The organism is Shewanella spartinae, assembly GCF_019457555.1.
Classification (GTDB): domain Bacteria; phylum Pseudomonadota; class Gammaproteobacteria; order Enterobacterales; family Shewanellaceae; genus Shewanella; species Shewanella loihica.
The window spans coordinates 3,615,926-3,633,035 of sequence record NZ_CP080418.1 but is presented as its reverse complement, the minus strand read 5'-3'; the positions used below and the strand labels follow the sequence as shown (position 1 = coordinate 3,633,035).

The 17,110-nt window shown below is 57.3% G+C and carries 16 protein-coding genes; 8 read left to right on the top strand and 8 right to left on the bottom strand.

Annotation, left to right across the window (positions count from 1 at the left end; genetic code table 11):
* The first annotated feature begins 146 nt into the window (after positions 1–146).
* Entirely contained in the window at positions 147–1,802 is a 1,656-nt protein-coding gene (locus K0I31_RS15785; protein WP_220078978.1) for an endonuclease, read from the top strand.
* Between the two features lie 69 nt (positions 1,803–1,871).
* Here K0I31_RS15785 and K0I31_RS15780 read toward each other — a convergent pair whose 3' ends face one another.
* Entirely contained in the window at positions 1,872–2,399 is a 528-nt protein-coding gene (locus tag K0I31_RS15780; RefSeq protein ID WP_220078977.1) for an acyloxyacyl hydrolase, read from the bottom strand.
* A 339-nt stretch (positions 2,400–2,738) separates the two neighbouring features.
* Here K0I31_RS15780 and K0I31_RS15775 point away from each other — a divergent pair, with 339 nt between their 5' ends.
* The 3 genes from K0I31_RS15775 to K0I31_RS15765 all read left to right on the top strand — a co-directional run bounded on the left by K0I31_RS15775 (position 2,739) and on the right by K0I31_RS15765 (position 5,911).
* Entirely contained in the window at positions 2,739–3,761 is a 1,023-nt protein-coding gene (locus K0I31_RS15775; RefSeq protein WP_220078976.1) for a M14 family zinc carboxypeptidase, read from the top strand.
* Positions 3,758–4,546 carry an alpha/beta fold hydrolase gene (locus K0I31_RS15770; protein WP_220078975.1) on the top strand — a complete coding sequence of 263 codons (789 nt, stop codon included), beginning with the start codon at positions 3,758–3,760 and terminating at the stop codon, positions 4,544–4,546. The genes K0I31_RS15775 and K0I31_RS15770 overlap by 4 nt, the downstream gene beginning before the upstream one ends.
* A 69-nt stretch (positions 4,547–4,615) precedes the next feature.
* On the top strand, positions 4,616–5,911 hold the full coding sequence (locus tag K0I31_RS15765; protein ID WP_220078974.1) for a glycerophosphodiester phosphodiesterase family protein: 1,296 nt from the start codon (positions 4,616–4,618) through the stop codon (positions 5,909–5,911).
* Positions 5,912–5,990: 79 nt separating this feature from the next.
* On the opposite strand, the gene proC is transcribed toward K0I31_RS15765, so the two are convergent.
* From proC to K0I31_RS15735, 6 genes are all read right to left on the bottom strand, one after another.
* Positions 5,991–6,848, bottom strand: coding sequence for a pyrroline-5-carboxylate reductase (proC, locus tag K0I31_RS15760; protein WP_258406656.1), 858 nt, complete (start codon positions 6,846–6,848; stop codon positions 5,991–5,993).
* Positions 6,849–6,871: 23 nt separating this feature from the next.
* Positions 6,872–8,119: a glutamate-5-semialdehyde dehydrogenase gene (locus K0I31_RS15755; protein ID WP_220078973.1), complete on the bottom strand. Its 1,248-nt coding sequence runs from the start codon at positions 8,117–8,119 to the stop codon at positions 6,872–6,874.
* A 2-nt stretch (positions 8,120–8,121) separates the two neighbouring features.
* On the bottom strand, positions 8,122–9,222 hold the full coding sequence (gene proB / locus K0I31_RS15750) for a glutamate 5-kinase (RefSeq protein WP_220072149.1): 1,101 nt from the start codon (positions 9,220–9,222) through the stop codon (positions 8,122–8,124).
* Positions 9,223–9,234: 12 nt separating this feature from the next.
* Complete coding sequence (gene putP, locus K0I31_RS15745) at positions 9,235–10,731, bottom strand: sodium/proline symporter PutP (RefSeq protein ID WP_220078972.1); 1,497 nt, start codon at positions 10,729–10,731, stop codon at positions 9,235–9,237.
* Between the two features lie 4 nt (positions 10,732–10,735).
* Positions 10,736–10,912 (bottom strand): hypothetical protein, encoded by a 177-nt coding sequence (locus K0I31_RS15740; RefSeq protein ID WP_186300604.1) that lies wholly within the window; start codon positions 10,910–10,912, stop codon positions 10,736–10,738.
* Between the two features lie 550 nt (positions 10,913–11,462).
* Positions 11,463–12,392 carry a LysR family transcriptional regulator gene (locus K0I31_RS15735; protein WP_220072147.1) on the bottom strand — a complete coding sequence of 310 codons (930 nt, stop codon included), beginning with the start codon at positions 12,390–12,392 and terminating at the stop codon, positions 11,463–11,465.
* A gap of 110 nt (positions 12,393–12,502) precedes the next feature.
* Here K0I31_RS15735 and K0I31_RS15730 point away from each other — a divergent pair, with 110 nt between their 5' ends.
* The 3 genes from K0I31_RS15730 (at position 12,503) to K0I31_RS15720 (ending at position 15,247) form a co-directional block, all read left to right on the top strand.
* Positions 12,503–13,612 (top strand): NADH:flavin oxidoreductase, encoded by a 1,110-nt coding sequence (locus tag K0I31_RS15730; protein WP_220078971.1) that lies wholly within the window; start codon positions 12,503–12,505, stop codon positions 13,610–13,612.
* 27 nt (positions 13,613–13,639) lie between these two features.
* Positions 13,640–14,251: a LysE family translocator gene (locus tag K0I31_RS15725; protein ID WP_220078970.1), complete on the top strand. Its 612-nt coding sequence runs from the start codon at positions 13,640–13,642 to the stop codon at positions 14,249–14,251.
* A 102-nt stretch (positions 14,252–14,353) separates the two neighbouring features.
* Entirely contained in the window at positions 14,354–15,247 is an 894-nt protein-coding gene (locus K0I31_RS15720; protein ID WP_220078969.1) for a mechanosensitive ion channel family protein, read from the top strand.
* A 6-nt stretch (positions 15,248–15,253) separates the two neighbouring features.
* Here the strand turns inward: K0I31_RS15720 and mgtE are convergent, their stop codons facing one another.
* Entirely contained in the window at positions 15,254–16,609 is a 1,356-nt protein-coding gene (gene mgtE, locus K0I31_RS15715) for a magnesium transporter (RefSeq protein WP_220078968.1), read from the bottom strand.
* Positions 16,610–16,933: 324 nt separating this feature from the next.
* Between mgtE and K0I31_RS20145 the strand changes: the two genes are divergently transcribed.
* The gene (locus K0I31_RS20145) at positions 16,934–17,080 is read left to right on the top strand and encodes a hotdog family protein (RefSeq protein ID WP_258406655.1); all 147 of its coding nucleotides are present in this window, start codon (positions 16,934–16,936) and stop codon (positions 17,078–17,080) included.
* Positions 17,081–17,110 lie beyond the last annotated feature (30 nt).

Here is a 17,110-nt window from a genome sequence, read left to right as displayed (position 1 = left end):
TGATGGCTTAAATGTTTCAATTTGTAACCTTAGGGCGTTAGTATGCCTCCTTGTACGCCCCGAAGGGATTTGCCTTCGTGGCGTACGGGGTCAGCCCAGGCCTTAGGCCGGGCTCAATAATAAAAATACTAGAGTGAAAATTTACGATGGATATGTATAAGTTATCAACGGCTGCGTTAGTTGCTGGCCTGGCTTTCAATGCCAACGCCAATCTGCTGATCAGCGAAGTGTTATACGATGCGCCCAACAACGACAGCGTCGAAGAGTATGTCGAGCTGTATAACGCAGGGTGCAGCAGTATCGACTTGAGTCAGTACCAGCTCAGCGACAACGGCAGCAGCCAGGCCTTGCAGGGCACGCTCGCCCCAGGCGCCTACTTTACGGTGGCGGCCAACCAAGCGGGCTTCTACAGCCTATTCAACACCAATCCAGATCAATCTCCCATGTCGTTAACTTTGGGTAACTCAGGTGATTTCGTGCGCCTGTCGAAGGGCAGCGAAGAGGTGGATCTGGTCGCCTGGGAAGGCGGCCTGAGTGGCTGGTCGCTGAATGTGCGCGACGTCTCCCTGGCGCGCACCACAGTGATCAACACTAAGTCACAGGCCGACTGGAGCGCCATGGATAACGCCGGCACGCCGGGCTCGGGTAGCCTGGATAGCTGCGACACCTCCGCAGGTAGCGGCGACAATCAGCTGGGTAATGGTCAGCCAAAGTCTGACCTTAGCGCGGCCAAGGGGCAGACCCTCAGCTACCTGTTCGATCTGCCCCAAGGGGCGAGCGATGTGGTGGTCACCATGAGTAGCGGCACAGGGGATGCCGATCTCTATCTGCGTCAGGGCAGCGAGCCGACGCTGTCAGAGTATGACTGCGCCCCTTATCTTACCGGCAACAACGAGCAGTGCAGCGTCACCACGCCTGTGGTCGGGCGCTACTATGTGCATATCAACGCCTATGAAGCCTTCACTGGCGTGTCGCTCAGCCTAAGCTACAGCGTGGCGAGTGGCGGTGATGGTTCTGGCTCTGGCGATGGTTCAGGCACTGGCTCGGGCACTGGCGGTGACGGCTCGGCCGGTGACAATGGGGATTATGTCTACACCAGCTACTATGGCGATGCGATAGGCAAAACCGGCGCGGCGCTAAAAGCCAGCCTAAATGGGATCATCAAGGGCCATACCCGTTTCAGCTATAGCCAGGTGTGGGATGGACTCAACTATGCCGATGAAGATCCGGACAACAGCAATAACGTGATCCTGCTGTACTCGGGCCGCTCTGAGCCTAAGACGAATCGGGCAGGATTGAGTACCTCACTCGATGCCTGGAACAGAGAACACGTCTGGGCTAAGAGCCATGGCTTCCCCAGCAGCAGTCAGTACGCCTATACCGATCTGCATCACCTGCGTCCGGCAGATGTTACGGTGAACAGCAGCCGCAGCAACAAAGACTTTGCCGCCGGCGGCGATGAGATCTCTGAGGCGCCGGGCAACTTTACCGATGCCGACAGCTTCGAGCCGCGCGATGAAGTGAAGGGCGATGTGGCGCGTATGGTGTTCTATATGGATGTCAGGTATGAGGGCAACGATGCCAGCGGCACGCCGGATCTTAGCGTGGTGAGCGGGGTTACCGGTAATGGTGAGGCTCTGCTTGGGGATCTCTGTACCCTGTATCGCTGGCACCAGCAAGATCCGGTCAGCGACTGGGAGCGCCGCCGCAACAACCGTGTGTTCGAGTGGCAGAAGAACCGTAATCCTTTCATCGACAACAGCAGTTGGGTGAGCGAGATCTACGGCGCATCTTGTCCCTAGGCTTAGTTAGCCTATCCGTTTGATGAAAAGCGCAGCCTCAGGGCTGCGCTTTTTTATGCCCAAAAAGGACTACCAGAAATAGCCATAGCTGAGACCAACCACGTTGAAGCCATCGTTCTCGCTGGCGAGATTGGCGTTAGAGTAATGGTTGAAGGAGATCCCGAGCTTGTGGTGCTTTTGCAGTATCACGCCGGCGCCTAACTTGTCTTCGAATTGCCAGTGGGAGCCCAGGCTGCGGTCAAGGTAGTGCTCGCTGTCGATATAGGTGATGCCTATGCCGCCCTCGAAGTAGAGGCTGAGGCTCTCCAGGGGATATTGATAGCTGAGCACTGGGATGAGTGACACGCCGTGATTGTCCCTCGGGGTGTAGTCTTGCCAGTAGTGGTAGGCCAGCTCCAGATTGATGCCGAGGTTGTGGCGGGTCAGCAGGGTGTCTTGCATGGGGATAGGATAGACCAGAGCGAGTCGGTGGGCCCTCGCGTTATCCGAGCCATGCCATTTGGGGTTGGTTTGCCCCAGGCTGTAGCTCAGGCCCCAGTCGGCGAATGCCGATAGCGGCAAGAGTGAGAGGCCCAAGATAATAAACAAATTTTTCATTGGGTTATCCTTAGAAGATGTGCCCTTGTCAGGAGATTAGCTAACGCCCTGATGCAGGCTGAAAGCCGCTAATGTAAAGTCGCTAATGTAAAGTCGATAAGGTAAGGCCGCTAAATTAAAGTCTTTAGAGCAAAGCTGTTAAATAAAAGCTCTTAAATAAAAGCTCTTAAATAAAAGCTCTTAAACAAAAGCTCTTAAATAAAAGCGCTTTTATTAAGGTTAGTCTAAATCACTGGTCCTCTCGTTAAAGTGCCCAAATCCAGGTCTGGCGAGTGTCATCTCCCTGTCGCATTGTCAGGCTAAGTTAAGCCCATGGATAAGCAGTGTTAAGCTGGGGCAATGAGTCGGTTCTCCTTCGAGCATGCCTTCGAGATAGATACCCTAAAGCGGCTGATCGCCCAGCATCAGGCGCATTTTCGGCATCGCTCACTGCTGGACTTTTATTTCCGCGGCGAGGCGCTGTCGGTGACCGCCATCGAGCTGGGGGCACAAGAAAGCGACGCGCCCTGCGTGCTCTTTGTCGGCGGGGTGCATGGGGTCGAGCGTATCGGCGCCCAGGTGGTGCTGGCGTTTCTCGGCAGCCTGCTTAACCGTCTCGACTGGGACACGCACCTGCAGGCGCTATTGAGAAGAGTAAGGCTGGCCTTCGTCCCCATAGTGAATCCGGCGGGGTTCTTGCGCGGCAGCCGTGGCAATGGTCAGGATGTGGACCTGATGCGCAACGCTCCCATAGAGGCGCAGGAGGGAGTCACCTTCCTGGTCGGCGGGCAGCGCTTCTCCCGTCATCTGCCCTGGTATCGCGGCGAGGCGATCGCGGCGGAAACCAAGGCCTTGATAGACTATGTCACCTCGCTACAGGCGCGCAGCAGTAGCCTGCTGGCGCTCGATGCCCACTCGGGCTTCGGGCTCAAGGATCACCTCTGGTTTCCCCATGCCCACACCCGCGAACCTTTTGCCGGCATAGGCTATGTCTATCAACTGCATAAGTTGTTTGAGAAGGGTTATCCCCACCACGGCCACTATCAGCTGGCGCCCCAGAGTCATTTCTATCGCACCCACGGCGACATCTGGGATTATCTGGTGACTCAGGTTGACGGCAAGACCCCCTTCGTACCGCTAACCTTAGAGATGGGGTCATGGGCCTGGGTGCGCAAGAATCCGCGTCAGCTGTTTAACTTTCCCGGCTACTTCAATCCTCAGGCGCCCCACAGACACCACAGGATCTTGCGTCGTCATGTGGTGTTGATGCAGTTTCTGCTCGACGCCGCCTACGGCAGGGTGCTGGAGCGCCTCTCGCCGTCCGAGCTGTCAATGCTCACCGCCGAGGGGCAGCGGCTTTGGTTTAATCGAGGAGCAAGATGACCACCTGGGTAATGCTTAGAGGCTTGATGCGCGACGAGCGCCACTGGCAGGGCTTTGTCGAGCGCCTGATTGCTGCCGGTGAGCGGGTGATCACAGTCGATCTGCCCGGTAATGGTCGCCTGGCATCTGAGCAGAGCCCCACGAGTATAGAGGCCTATTGCGACAGCGTCTGGGGCCAGGTATTGCCCCATATCAATCCCTTTAGGGGCAAGTCTGTAGTGCTGATTGGCCTCTCAATGGGGGGCATGACGGCGCTGGCCCTGGCCAGTCGCTATCCGGATCGCATCCGTCAGGTGGTGCTGCTTAACAGCAGCGCCGCCAATCTCTCCCCCTGGTATCGCCGCTTTCGTCTACTCCCCTTGCTGAGGGCGATGTTAGGCGGAGTGCGCCTCAAGCTGACCCAGCTGGGCACGGGTCTCAGCCTGGTGGAGGCCTGCGTGCTGCAATACACCAGTCTGTATCATGGCGACAACCTGGCGCTGATCGCTAACTGGAGCCGCTGGCGCGATGAGCGCCATACCAGTCTTTGCAACGGCGTTCGTCAGCTTATCGCCTGCGCCCGCTTTCAGGCGCCGCCGCTGTCGAGTATTCCCGTGACGGTTATCAGCGCCGCCGAGGATCGTCTGGCCGATCCCCGCTGCAGCCGCGCGCTGGCAAGCTTCTACCATACTCAGGCGCTGGTGTTGCCGAGTTGCGGCCACGATATCAGTCTGGACGCCCCCGAGGCGCTGCTGGCCAGTCTGCAGGCGACCATCAAGGATGATGGTGGCCAATCGTCACATTAATGTTGTCTAACTGTCATCTGCACTGGCTAGTATCCCTGGCCGACTATGGTTAATTAAGGGAATAATAAAGTGCGAATTCAATCAGCTAATCTAACTGCCTTAGCGGGCATCCTACTGGGAAGCCTCGGCCTGGCGGCTTGTAATAGCAATGATGATGACAAGCAGGAACCGAGCAATCCCCTCATCAAAGTGATGGGTATCGATAAGCAGGTTCCTGCCCAGGTAGGTGTTCGTCCCCTGTTTCTGGTGGATCAGATGGTCGATGGCGAGCTCAAGAGTCAGCTGGAGCAATGCCGTCAGGGGCCTTTCTATCGCAGCGACTTTGCCATCGGCCATCGCGGCGCGGCGATGCAGTTTCCCGAGCATACGAAAGAGTCTTACCAGGCGGCCATCGACTCGGGCGCCGGCGTGGTGGAGTGTGACGTGACCTTTACCGCCGACAAGGCGCTGGTGTGCCGTCATTCCCAGTGCGACCTGGCTACCACCACCAACATTTTGGCCATCGATGATATCGCCGCCAAGTGTAGCGTGCCCTTCACCCCGGCCGATGCCGTTAACGGCGTGAGCGCCAGTGCCAGCTGTTGTACCAGCGACATCACTCTGGCAGATTTCAAGCGCCTCAAGGGCAAGATGGATGGCGCCAACCCTAAGGCCACCAATGTGCAAGAGTATATGGCGGGCACCGAAAGCTGGCGCACGGATCTCTACGCCGGCGAGGGCACTCTGATGACCCACGCCGAGAGTATCGCCATGTTTAAGGCGGCGGGCGTCAAGATGACCCCAGAGCTGAAGGCGCCGAGCGTGACCATGCCATTTGATGGCATGACGCAAGCAGACTATGCCCAGATGATGCTGGATGAGTATCAGGCGGCCGGTGTCTCGCCATCTAGCGTCTATCCCCAGTCGTTCAACCTCGATGATGTGAAATACTGGATTGCTAATGCGCCCGAGTTTGGTCAGCAGGCGGTCTACCTGGATGACAGATACGATCTGAGCGACTTCGACCCCCAGGACAGCAGCACCTGGTCACCCGGCATGGATAGCCTGGCAACCGATGGCGTGCAGATCATCGCGCCGCCGCTCTGGGTATTGGTTACGCTGGACGACGAGGGCAAGATAGTGCCATCGGAATATGCCAAGGCGGCTAATGCGGCGGGCCTTAAGATCATCACCTGGACCCTGGAGCGTTCGGGCCTGCTGACCCAGGGCGGCGGCTGGTACTATCAGAGCATCACCGAGGCGATCAAGGATGAAGGTAAGGCCTTCGAGTTGCTGGATGTACTGGCGAAGGATGTTGGGGTGATCGGCGTGTTTAGCGACTGGCCGGCGACCGTGACCTACTACGCCAACTGCATGGCGAAATAGGCTCTACAAGCTGATTAAACAAGAGGCGCGCTCAAATGAGCGCGCCTCTTCGCTTTAGCGGCAAAGCAAAAGGCGCGGCTTAGCCGAGCGCCAGCTCCTTGGCCCGGCGGGCGGCGCTGTCCATCGCCCTGGCGACTAAGGCATCGAGATCCCCATGCTGAAAGGCCAGCACCGCCTGCTCAGTGGTGCCCTTAGGGGAGGTGACCTGATGGCGTAGATTAGCGAGTCCCTCCTTGCTGGCCATCGCCATAGAGACGGCGCCCATGGCGCTCTGCAGCACCGCCTTGCTAGCGGTCTTGGCTGGCAGCCCCTGGGCGATGGCGGCCTTCTCCATCGCCTCTAAAAACAGGAAGAAGTAGGCGGGCGAACTGCCGGCGGTAGCCACTATGCTGGCCATCTGCTGCTCATCTTCGAGCCAGACGGTATCGCCGACGGCGCGCATCAACTGCTCGGCATCATCGACGGCCTGCCTGTCCAGGTGGCCCGGCACATAGAGGCCGGTGAGTCCCTTGCCGATGGCCGTTGGCAGGTTGGGCATGGCGCAGACCAGCTGAACATTTTGGGGCAGCTTGTCTGAGATGCTGGCATGGGTTAGCCCTGCCGCGATGGAGATCAGCAATTTTTGCTCACTCCTGCCGTTATTAACTTGCCCAAGCAGGGGGCGTAGCTCGTCACACACCAAGGGGACGATGAAGGGTTTCACCGCCAGTATGATGATGTCGGCAAAGGCCACCGCGGCGCTGTTGTCCGAGTGCACCCTGACATTAAAATCCTGCACCAGGCGGCTGCGTGTGCGCTGGCTGGGGGCACAGACCAGGATATGTGCGCTCCTGTGGCCGTGTTTGATCAGGCCGCGAATGATGGCGCTGGCCATGTTGCCGCCGCCGATGAAGGCGATGCGTAATTGAGGATTTAACCCCGGGTCTTGATAAGAGATGTTGGGCCTCCTATGAATGTTTGCTAGGCGCGGATCTGACCGTCGCCATTGACCAGGTATTTCTCCGTGGTGAGGGACTCCAGCCCCATGGGGCCGTAAGCATGCAGCTTAGTGGTGGCTATGCCGATCTCGGCGCCCAGGCCCAGCTCGCCGCCGTCGGAGAAGCGCGACGAGGCGTTGACCATGACCACAGAGGCATCGACCGTGCGCTGAAAGCGTTTGGCGGTCAGCTCATTTTCGGTGCAGATCACCTCGGTATGGCGGCTGCCGAAGCGATGAATATGGGCGACGGCCTGGTCAAAGTCCTTCACCTGACGCACGGCGAGTTCGAGAGTAAGATACTCCTGGCCAAACGCCTCATCGCTGAGCACCTGGGCCCCATTGAAGTATTGCTGGGTATTGGCGCAGCAGTTGATCTTTACCCGGTGCTTGGCCAGCGCGGTGGCCGCCATGGCGAGAAACTTGGGGGCTACCTTGCTGTGTACCAGCAGGCCCTCGAGGGCGTTACACACGCCGGTGCGTTGGGTCTTGCCGTTCAGCAGCAGGGCCAGTGCCTTGTCCAGGTCCGCATCCTTATCCACATACAGGTGGCAGACACCCTTAAAGTGCTGAATAACGGGCACCTTACTGTGTTCGGTGACGAAGTTGATCAGGCCTTCACCGCCGCGGGGGATGATGACGTCTATGGTGTCACGCTGCTGCATCAGCTCCATCAGCAGGGCGCGGTCTGGGTCTGGCACCACGGCAATTAGCGAGGCCGGCAGGCCATATTGTTTGAGGACCTTCTGCAGCACGGCGGCGATCACCTTGCTGGTGTGCAGCGCCTCCTTGCCGCCTCTTAAGATCACCGCATTGCCCGACTTGAAGCAGAGGGCGCCGGCATCGGCGGTAACGTTGGGGCGCGCCTCGTAGATCATGCACACCACGCCGAGCGGCACCCGCATCTTGCTGATGGCGAGGCCGTTAGGACGGGTGCTCAGGTCGCGCTGGGCACCGATAGGGTCGGGCAGAGTGGCGATATTTTCTATTCCCTGGGCCATCGCCTCGATGCGATCTCCGTCCAGGGTGAGTCTGTCTATCATGGCGTGGCTCAGCCCCGCCTGCTCGGCGCTGGCGAGGTCGATTAGGTTAGCGCTGCGGATCTCGAAGCTGTTGTCGCGCAGGCTGCGTGCCATGTCCAGTAAGATGGTGTTCTTGGTTTGGGTGTCGACCTGAGCTAGCGTCTTGGCGGCCTGGGCGGCATCCCTAGATAGGGTTTCGATTATGCTCATATTTACTCCAATATGGCGATGTTCTCATCGCTTAAGATGGGACCGGTTTGCTGCTCGACATCATGGGCAAAGGCACGGTCCGGTTGCTTGGCGATAAAACTCAGTAAGCAACTGCTGTAATTGGCCTGGGCCTTCGCCAGCTTAGTGCCATCGCCTTTGCGCACTAAGATGGTGTCACCGACGGAAAAGTTGCCTTTTACGGCCACTACATCGTCGCTGGTCAGTTGCGTCTCCTGGTCGTCCAGGGGGGCGTCGAAGTTATCTTCGACAATCACTTCACCCTGGGCCTGTGAGGTGTGGGTCATCCAGTGCACATGCTCCTGCATGGGCTGGTCGAACGGGGTAAACAGGGTGCCCGGATTCTGGCCTTTGAGCAGACGGTTGAAGGCATCGGGGTCGAAGCCGTTGATGATCACCGTCTCTATGCCGTGGGCGATCGCCTTCTCTGCCGCCTCTATCTTGGTGCGCATGCCGCCTGTGCCGACCTCGCTGGTGGCGCCGCCGGCCATGGCGTAGACAGACTCGTTGATCTCGTTCACCTGTTTGATCAGCTTGGCATCATCGTGCAGCTGGGGATTCTTGGTGTAGAGCCCGTTAACGTCGGAGCAGATGATCAGGGCGTCGGCATCGGCCGCCGCCGCGACCATGGCCGACAGGTTGTCGTTGTCACCGACACGCAGTGTGTCTGTGGTGACCGCATCGTTCTCGTTGACTATGGGCAGCAGGCCGTGGTCCAGCAGGCTAAACAGGGTGTTCTTGATGCTGATGTAACGCTCGCGATCCCTGAGATCCCCATGGGTAACCAGCAGCTGGGCCGAGGGAAAGTCGAATAACTTGTCCCAGGTGGCCATCATATCGGCCTGGCCCGCGGCGGCCATCGCCTTCTTCTGCGAGACGCTTGGCTGTTTGACATCACCCAGTCGGTGCCAGCCGGCGGCCACCGAGCCGGAGGAAACCAGGACGACCTGGACGCCTTGGGCGCGGCAGTTAGCGATAAATTGGGCGATACCCAGCAGATAGTGGCTGCTGCATCCTTGCTTATGGGGCGCGATCAGGGCACTACCCACCTTAACGACGATGCGTTTCCAGTGTATGTTTGCCATGTTTCCCCCGCCTTATCTCTGCTCGGCTAGTTGACGCCCGGCCTCATCGAAGGTCTCTATGGTGTTTTCACAAGGATCGCCATCTAAGGCGCTCACGCCCCAGATCACCAGGCTGCTGGCCATAAAGCCAGGGATCATCTCATAGAGCATGGAACTCAGTGCCTTACCTTCGGGGAGCACAGGGGCATAGATCCAGAAGAGTACGGTGGCGGCACCGGCGACGATACCGGCCACGGCGGCCTTATGGGTCAGGTTCTTCTTGTAGAGGCTAAACAGCACCAGTGGACCGAAGGCGGCGCCGAAGCCGGCCCAGGCATTACTCACCAGTGACAGAATGCTGTTGGAGCGATCCAGTGCCAGCAGGCTGGCGACTATGGCCACCCCGGCTACGCCGAAGCGTCCCAATTTCACCATCTCCTCTTCGCTGGCCTCCTTCTTAGACACCACGCGATAGATATCTTCGGTCAGCGAGCTGGATGACACCAGTAGCTGAGACGAGATGGTGCTCATGATGGCCGCCAAGATCGCCGCCAGCAGGAAGCCGCTGATCAAGGGGTGGAACAACAACTCAGAGAAGACGATGAAGATGGTCTCAGGGTCGCTGAGTTTCATGTCGAACTTGTTGGCATAGGCGATACCCACTAGGCCGGTGGCCAGGGCGCCTATGATGGTGACCGTCATCCAGCTCATGCCGATGTTCTTGGCCGTCTTGATGTCAGACACACTACGGATCGCCATGAAGCGCACTATGATATGAGGCTGACCAAAGTAACCCAGGCCCCAGGAGAGCGCCGAGATCAGTCCCAGCAGGGTGACGTTTTGCATCGCCTCGCCGAAATGAGGGATAGACTCGTAGGCGAAATTCATCATCTTGTCGGCGTTGCTGAACTCCTGATAGGCCACCACGGGCACCAAGATCAGCGCGACAAACATGATACAGCCCTGGACGAAGTCGGTCAGGCTGACGGCCAGGAAGCCGCCCAGCAGGGTGTAGGAGACGACGACCCCTAGGGTGATCACCAGTCCAAGCTCGTAGTTGACCTCGAAGGCCGACTCGAACAGTTTACCGCCAGCCACCAGGCCTGCCGAGGTGTAGAGGGTAAAGAAGATCACTATGATGACCGCAGAGATGATGCGTACATTGCAGCTGGGGTCATGAAAGCGCTTGGCGAAAAATTCTGGAATCGTCAGCGCGTTGTTGGCCACCTCAGTATAGACCCTCAGTTTAGGCGCGACGATCAGGTAGTTCACCAGGGCGCCAAGTAACAGGCCTAAGGCGATATAGATGGTCTCGAAGCCCACCAGGAACATGGCACCGGGCAGCCCCATCAGCATCCAGCCACTCATGTCGGACGCACCAGCAGAGAGGGCGGTGACCTGAGGGCTCACCTGTCTGCCGCCCAGGATGTAGCCCGACACATCGTCGGTCGAGCGGCGGTAGGCAAACAGGCCTATGGCCAACATGGCAAGAAAATAGATAGCGAGGGAGATGTAGGTTAAATAATGCATTGAGTTAGTGGCCTCCTAACGCTTTGTTATTTTGAATCCCACCGGGTTTCAACATGACAAAAAGATAGGTACTTAAGATGGCGAAAAGACAGGTGAGTTGCATGGCGTAAGTGGCCTTGCGGCGGGCGGTTTGCCACACCTGTGAGATGAGATTTTCTTCCGTTGCATTGTCTGACGACATAGTGCCCTCCCGAGCGAAGTGAGTGTTTCTTATGAAAAATTAATTACACAACTAATAGTTAGTGCTCGAACTATATTAACACTCGATCGATCTATTTTTCCACCCTGAATCCAGAGATAATGCTTAGTCGTACCTTCATCTAATCCTCTGTAGCCCTTGCGGTTACTGAGGTTGAGGCGTGATAAGTGGACACCGAAATAAAAATATGAAGCGGCAATACACCTAGTGCTGTTGTGGGATTAGTCTTACCTTTGTGCGAAAAACAACCAGCGAACAATTATCAGCAGCTTGGCTGGAGCTGCGGTTTGGGACAAATCATGTCCATAGTCGTTGGTCATGTTGATGACTCAATGACGGCTGAGCGAATGGTTAGCACTTACCCTGTGGTGGCCTGGGTTGTTGTCCATGACTGAGGCCGATTGTGTATGCTTCTTGCGCGCTGCCGACCCTTATATAGCTAAGGGAAGTTTAGGCTGGCAGAGTTTAAATATGGGGAGTAGTTTAATTAGCTCTGTAACTATTTTGTCATCTTGATTTCTAGGGATTCTCTCTAGTCGACTTTAGGCTGTGCGTGGGTAAGCTCGGCGATCACGAAGTCGATAAACAGGTTGATCAGCGCCGAGTCTTTTCGCCTATGGCTGTAGAGGGCGTAGAAGTTGGCTGACGCAAGTTGGTAGTCGGGCAGTATGGTCACCAAATCGCCCCTCCGCAGGTCGGCATCGATCAGATATTTTGGCAGCACGGCGATGCCTAATCCAGCCTTGACCGCCTGGTAGATGGCGCTCTTATTGTTAAAAGTGAGTTCGCCGTCCAGTCGCTGTTCAATACTCTGCATGGCACTATGGTTAGTGCGCAGCAGCTTGATGCGATCGAATACCTTGTCCCTGCTGCTGAGGAGGATCATCTTGTGTTCAGCCAGCGCCTCTGGGGTCGGCGGGGCGGCATGTCGACTCAGGTAGTCTTGGCTGGCGCAAAGTATAGACTCATCTTTTGCGATCAGCCGCGCCAGGTAAGGCTCTGTGGTGATCTGTGTGCTGCGAAAGGCGATGTGTAGCTTGTCTCTGTGAAGGTCGCTGTGTTCGTTGGAGAAGCTGGCCTTGATGCGCACATCGGGATGATGACGCTTGAAGGCCAAGATGATGGGGGTCAGTATGCGTTCGCCCCATAGCTTGGGGGCGGTCAGGCGCAGCTCGCCGCTAAGCTGGGTCTTTTGGTGACTCAGGTAGTCGAGCAGTTCGTCGTTGAGCTCGAGGATCTCCTGGGACTTGTGATAGAAGAGTTCGCCGGCGTCCGTGGTGGTTACATGGCGGGTACTGCGCTGCAACAGTCGGGTATCGAGCAGGCTTTCCAGGTATTGAATATCCTTAGAGGCCTTGCTTGGGGTGATCGACAGCTGTGCGGCCGCGGCAGCAAAGGAGCCGCGGTGGACAATGGCGGCAAATAGCTTCATCAGGTAGATGGTATCTAGCTTACTCTTCACAGTTATTATTTCCTATTGGGAAATTTACTCTTGCTAATTTACCTGATTATATCGCCACAAGGAGTCGTGTACAGTAGGCGCCATGAGTTTAATGGTGTGGAATATCTACTATGGTGACGACAAGCTTTACTCATCCCCAGCTGTTTTGCCGCGCAGGTAAGAGCGCGAAAAACAAGACGGTTCTGGCCCCACTGACCCATAACATGAGCGAAGACAATGGTGATCTCAGCAGCGATGAGATGGCCTGGCTTAGCCTGTGTGCCCGGGGCGGGTTCGGCACCCTGATCTTGGCCGCCACCCAGGTTCAGACCGGCGGGCGCTGCTGGCAGGGGCAGCCCGGTCTGATGAGCGATCATCAGCAGGGACAGTTTGCCAAGGTGGCCGCGATGGCCAGGGGGCAAGAGGTGCTGACCCTAGTGCAGTTGCATCACGGTGGCGTACGCGCCTCGGTGGAGTTAAATAGCCGTGCGCCAATGGGGCCCTCAGCCATCCCACCGGGTGGACGCTATCCGCTCGGGGTACAGGAGATGAGCGGCGAACAGATTGCCGAGCTTAAGGAAGCCTTCGTTCATTCGGCGCTGCGGGCCTTTGAGGCGGGATTGGATGGCATAGAGCTCCACGGCGCCCACAATTTTCTGCTGTGTAATTTTCTCAATCCGACCCTCAACCAGCGTAGCGACGAATGGGGCGGCAGTGTCTATAAGCGTACTAAGTTGCTGCGCGACATCATCGCAGAGATCCGCCGTCGTCTGCCCCGTAACTTTATCGTCGGCGTTCGTCTGTCACCGGAAAGCTATGCCAATGTGCGTGGCATAGCACTGAGCCATCAGATGGAGGTTGCTAATATCCTCGCCGAGCAAGATATCGACTATCTGCACTTCTCCATGGGGGACAGCTTTAAGGCGCCGAATGAAGGCGAGGGGAGTTCCCTGCTGGCGAATATTCGTCAAGGCTTTATCGGTGATATTCCTTTGATGGTAGCGGGTAAGATTGCCGATGGCCTCAGTGCCCAACAGGCGTTGCATCTGGGTGCCGACATGGTGGCCGTGGGCAGTGCGGCCTTGGGTAATCCCGACTGGTTCAACCGGGTGTCGACTCGCACTAAGTTGATTAACCCGCCCTTTAGTCGAAAGCGGCTGAGTCTCAATGGCTTCAACGCTAAGGGACTTGAATATCTGCTCTCCGTGCCCGGGCTGGTTGCGACGCCAGACGACATTTAGGCTTAACTCAGGATAGGGAGAGGCTCTGTGGATTTCTCATGGTTACTGGTCTTTATGTTGACCTTCTTTCTCATGTCGCTCTCACCTGGGATCTGCATGATGCTGGCAATGACGCTCGGAGCTAACATCGGCGTGCGTCGAACCCTGTGGATGATGCTCGGCGTGTTGGTGGGCATCGCCTCGATCGCCACCTTGGCGCTTGTCGGTATCAGCAACTTGCTTAGCCGTCATGAATGGTTGTTGCTGATGGTGAAATACCTAGGGGCTGCCTATCTCATCTATCTCGGGGTGAAGAGCTGGCGATCGCCTTATTGTGCCAGTAAGGTGGAGAGTGCGTCGCAATCATCGCCGGGGGCACTGGCATTGAGTGGCTTCTCCGCCGCGATCTCTAATCCTAAGGCTTGGGCCTTTCTGATGACGCTGCTGCCGCCCTTCATTCGTCCCGAGCAGCCTTTGATGACCCAGGCGCTAGTCTTGCTGACGCTGGTGGTGGTCATAGAGTTTGCCTGTTTGCTGCTCTATGCCTATGGTGGTCGACGGCTCTCGAGCTTCCTCCGGCAGCGCGGCAGGGGCCAGTGGCTCAACCGTCTCTCGGGTTCCATGCTCTTTCTGGTAGCCGTGCTTTGGCTCAGTATTTAACTTAGAGAGCTGCACTGCCCAAGTGATTGACCTCGATGGCTAAATCACGCTTTTCGCCCCGGCTGTTATACTCAATGAACGGCGCAAAGTGAGGGGCGGGGCATGAGCTGGCAGGACATTAAAGAGATCTTATCTTTCGTTCTCTTCACCTACGGGGACTCGGCGATCACCGTCTCCCAGGTGTTACAGGTGCCGCTGCTCCTGCTGCTGGCTTGGTTTATCGTGACTCGCATCGGCAAGCTGATCCGCCGCGCCCTGTTGGCCCGTAAGGTCGCCCCGGATGCGGTGCATCTCTTCTCCCGCATCTATCTCATATTGGCGATCGCCATCATTTTGGTGACCAGCCTGGAGATCCTCAATATTCCCATTAAGGCCTTCGCCTTCGTCTCGGGCGCCGTGGCAATCGGTGTCGGTTTCGGCGCGCAGAACATCATCAACAACTTCATCAGCGGCTGGATCTTGATGTGGGAGCGGCCGATCCGCATCGGCGATTTTCTGGAGATAGGCGAGACCAAGGGGGTGGTGGAGAGCATCAATACCCGTTCGACCCTGATCCGCCGCAACGACGGGGTGCATATGCTGGTGCCCAATAGCCAGCTGCTGGAAAATACCGTCACCAACTGGACCCTGATAGACAACATCGCCCGCTCGACCGTGAGGGTGGGGGTTGCCTATGGGTCGGATGTGGAGCGGGTGGCGGATATCATCAAGCAGACCCTGGATGAGCATGAGGAGATCTTGACTACGCCGTCCCCGGTCGCCATCTTCGAAGACTTTGGCGATAACGCGCTCATCTTCGATGGCATCTTCTGGGTGTGTGCCAACACAGAGGCGGACATTCGCCGGATCCGTAGCGATATCCGTTTTCGCATCTACAAGCTATTTACCCAGGCCGACATAGTGATCGCTTTTCCTCAGCGGGATCTGCATCTGGATGGCGAGCTTAAGATAGTCAAGGCGCAGCGAGGAAACTCTGAGGATAAAGCCGCTGAATAATCGGCTTTAAAGAATGAACAGGGTCGCCAATCCTAAGAAGGCGAAGAAGCCCACCACATCTGTGACTGTGGTCAGCACCACGCCGCCCGCCAGGGCCGGATCTATGCCTATCTTCTTCAGCAGCACAGGGATGCTGGCGCCGGCCAACACGCCGGTGATCAGCACTATCACCATGGCGAGACCAAACACCAGCCCCAGCTGCCAGTCGCCAAACCACTTGCGGGCGATGAAGGCGACCAAGGATGCCCACAGCAGGGCATTGAGCGCGCCGATACCAAACTCGTGGCCAATCAACTTGATGATGTTATTACGATTGATCTGATCCAGTGCCAGGCCTCGGGTCACCATGGTGAGGGTCTGGCTGCCCGCGACGCCGCCCATGCTGGCCACCACGGGCATGAGCACGGCGAGGGCAACCACCTTCTCGATAGCTGCCTCGAACAGGCCGATCACCCAGGCCGCCAGAAAGGCGGTGAGCAGGTTTATGCCGAGCCAGAGTGCCCGGCGGCTGGCGCTGCGTACTATGGGAGCAAACAGGTCTGGGTGATTGTTCAGGCCGGCCTGGGAATAGAGGGCCTTGTCGGCTTCATCCTGGATCACGTCGATCACATCATCCACTGTGATACGACCAATCAGCTTATGCTCACCATCCACCACGGGGGCCGACAGCAGATCTTTGTCTTTAAAGACTTGCGCCACCTTGCTGGCGGACATCTCTGGGGTAAAGCTGGTGAACTCTGTGGACATCAGCTCGCTTATGCTGGTGTCCATCTCGCTGGAAACCAGCAGGCTCAGGGGGATGATGCCGACCAGGGTGTTGTTTCTGTCGACTACCATCAGGCTGTCCAGATGTTCCGGTAGCTGGCCTTCGCGCTGACGCAGGCGGCGCAGATAGCGCAGCGCGGCTTTTATCGAGACATCGGCGCGCAGGGCGCTGATATCCACATCCATCAGGCCGCCGGCGCTCTGGTCGGGGTAGTCTCTGACCAGCTCGTATCTCTGCCTGCGCTGGGAGTCCATCGCCTGCACCATGGCCGAGACCACCGGCATGGGCAGGTCGGCGTCGATATCCGCCAGTTCATCCATCTGCATCTGGCTAAGGCCGGCAATCAGTTTGGCTTCATCCGTATGTTGAATGAGCGCCCGGCGCTGGGGCTGTGGCAGGGCCAGGAGCACCTTGGCGCAGCGCTTGGGGGCAACCTGCGCCCAGACGCTTAGCCTCTCCTTTGGTGGCAGGGACTCCAGCAGCCTGGCTATTTCGGCGCTGGCTATCTCGGCTAAGATGGTCGCAATGGCGGTGTTATCGCCTGCGAGCAAGGCGGCATCTATCTTATCTGCAAGCTGCTGAAATTTGTCGGTCATTCGATATCCTTTACTGCCTGGGTTGCGCGACTCGGCCTGTCCGTTGTGAGCTGGACTCTTATCTTTCAAGTGACGGAAGGAATAAGCCAAGCTTAGTATACGCTAACGAATTTAGAGCCTTAGTGATAGCTAGCAACTAACCTTTAGCCCTTAGCTTCAAGCTTCAAACTTCAAGCTTAGTCATCTGCGGCAGTGTGGCGAGCACCGCATCTAAGGGGGAAATGCTTTGGTGGGCGCGGCAGAGGACGATGGCGACTATGATGTTGAGGGCGCGGGTTTGCGGCGACAGTGCTGGACTCAGTGATCGGCTGCGCCGTTCATACCATGTTGGAGGCCGGTGTGGGTTATGGCACAGCGGACTTGGCGATTAAGATGATGCGGCCCATTCCCCTCAACGAAACCCTTATCGCCCAGGCGAAGGTTACCCACGTCTCCCGTTCATTAGGGGGGGGCCGAAGGCACGATTCGTGATGCCAAAGGCATGTTGCTCGCCTGTGGCAC

What these genes read in the sequence shown, in the direction of transcription:
- K0I31_RS15785 (WP_220078978.1), top strand. Translation starts at nt 147, where the DNA reads ATGGATATGTATAAGTTATCAACGGCTGCGTTAGTTGCTGGCCTGGCT.
- K0I31_RS15780 (WP_220078977.1), bottom strand. Translation starts at nt 2,399, where the DNA reads ATGAAAAATTTGTTTATTATCTTGGGCCTCTCACTCTTGCCGCTATCG.
- K0I31_RS15775 (WP_220078976.1), top strand. Translation starts at nt 2,739, where the DNA reads ATGAGTCGGTTCTCCTTCGAGCATGCCTTCGAGATAGATACCCTAAAG.
- K0I31_RS15770 (WP_220078975.1), top strand. Translation starts at nt 3,758, where the DNA reads ATGACCACCTGGGTAATGCTTAGAGGCTTGATGCGCGACGAGCGCCAC.
- K0I31_RS15755 (WP_220078973.1), bottom strand. Translation starts at nt 8,119, where the DNA reads ATGAGCATAATCGAAACCCTATCTAGGGATGCCGCCCAGGCCGCCAAG.
- proB (WP_220072149.1), bottom strand. Translation starts at nt 9,222, where the DNA reads ATGGCAAACATACACTGGAAACGCATCGTCGTTAAGGTGGGTAGTGCC.
- putP (WP_220078972.1), bottom strand. Translation starts at nt 10,731, where the DNA reads ATGCATTATTTAACCTACATCTCCCTCGCTATCTATTTTCTTGCCATG.
- K0I31_RS15740 (WP_186300604.1), bottom strand. Translation starts at nt 10,912, where the DNA reads ATGTCGTCAGACAATGCAACGGAAGAAAATCTCATCTCACAGGTGTGG.
- K0I31_RS15730 (WP_220078971.1), top strand. Translation starts at nt 12,503, where the DNA reads ATGGTGACGACAAGCTTTACTCATCCCCAGCTGTTTTGCCGCGCAGGT.
- K0I31_RS15720 (WP_220078969.1), top strand. Translation starts at nt 14,354, where the DNA reads ATGAGCTGGCAGGACATTAAAGAGATCTTATCTTTCGTTCTCTTCACC.
- mgtE (WP_220078968.1), bottom strand. Translation starts at nt 16,609, where the DNA reads ATGACCGACAAATTTCAGCAGCTTGCAGATAAGATAGATGCCGCCTTG.
- K0I31_RS20145 (WP_258406655.1), top strand. Translation starts at nt 16,934, where the DNA reads ATGTTGGAGGCCGGTGTGGGTTATGGCACAGCGGACTTGGCGATTAAG.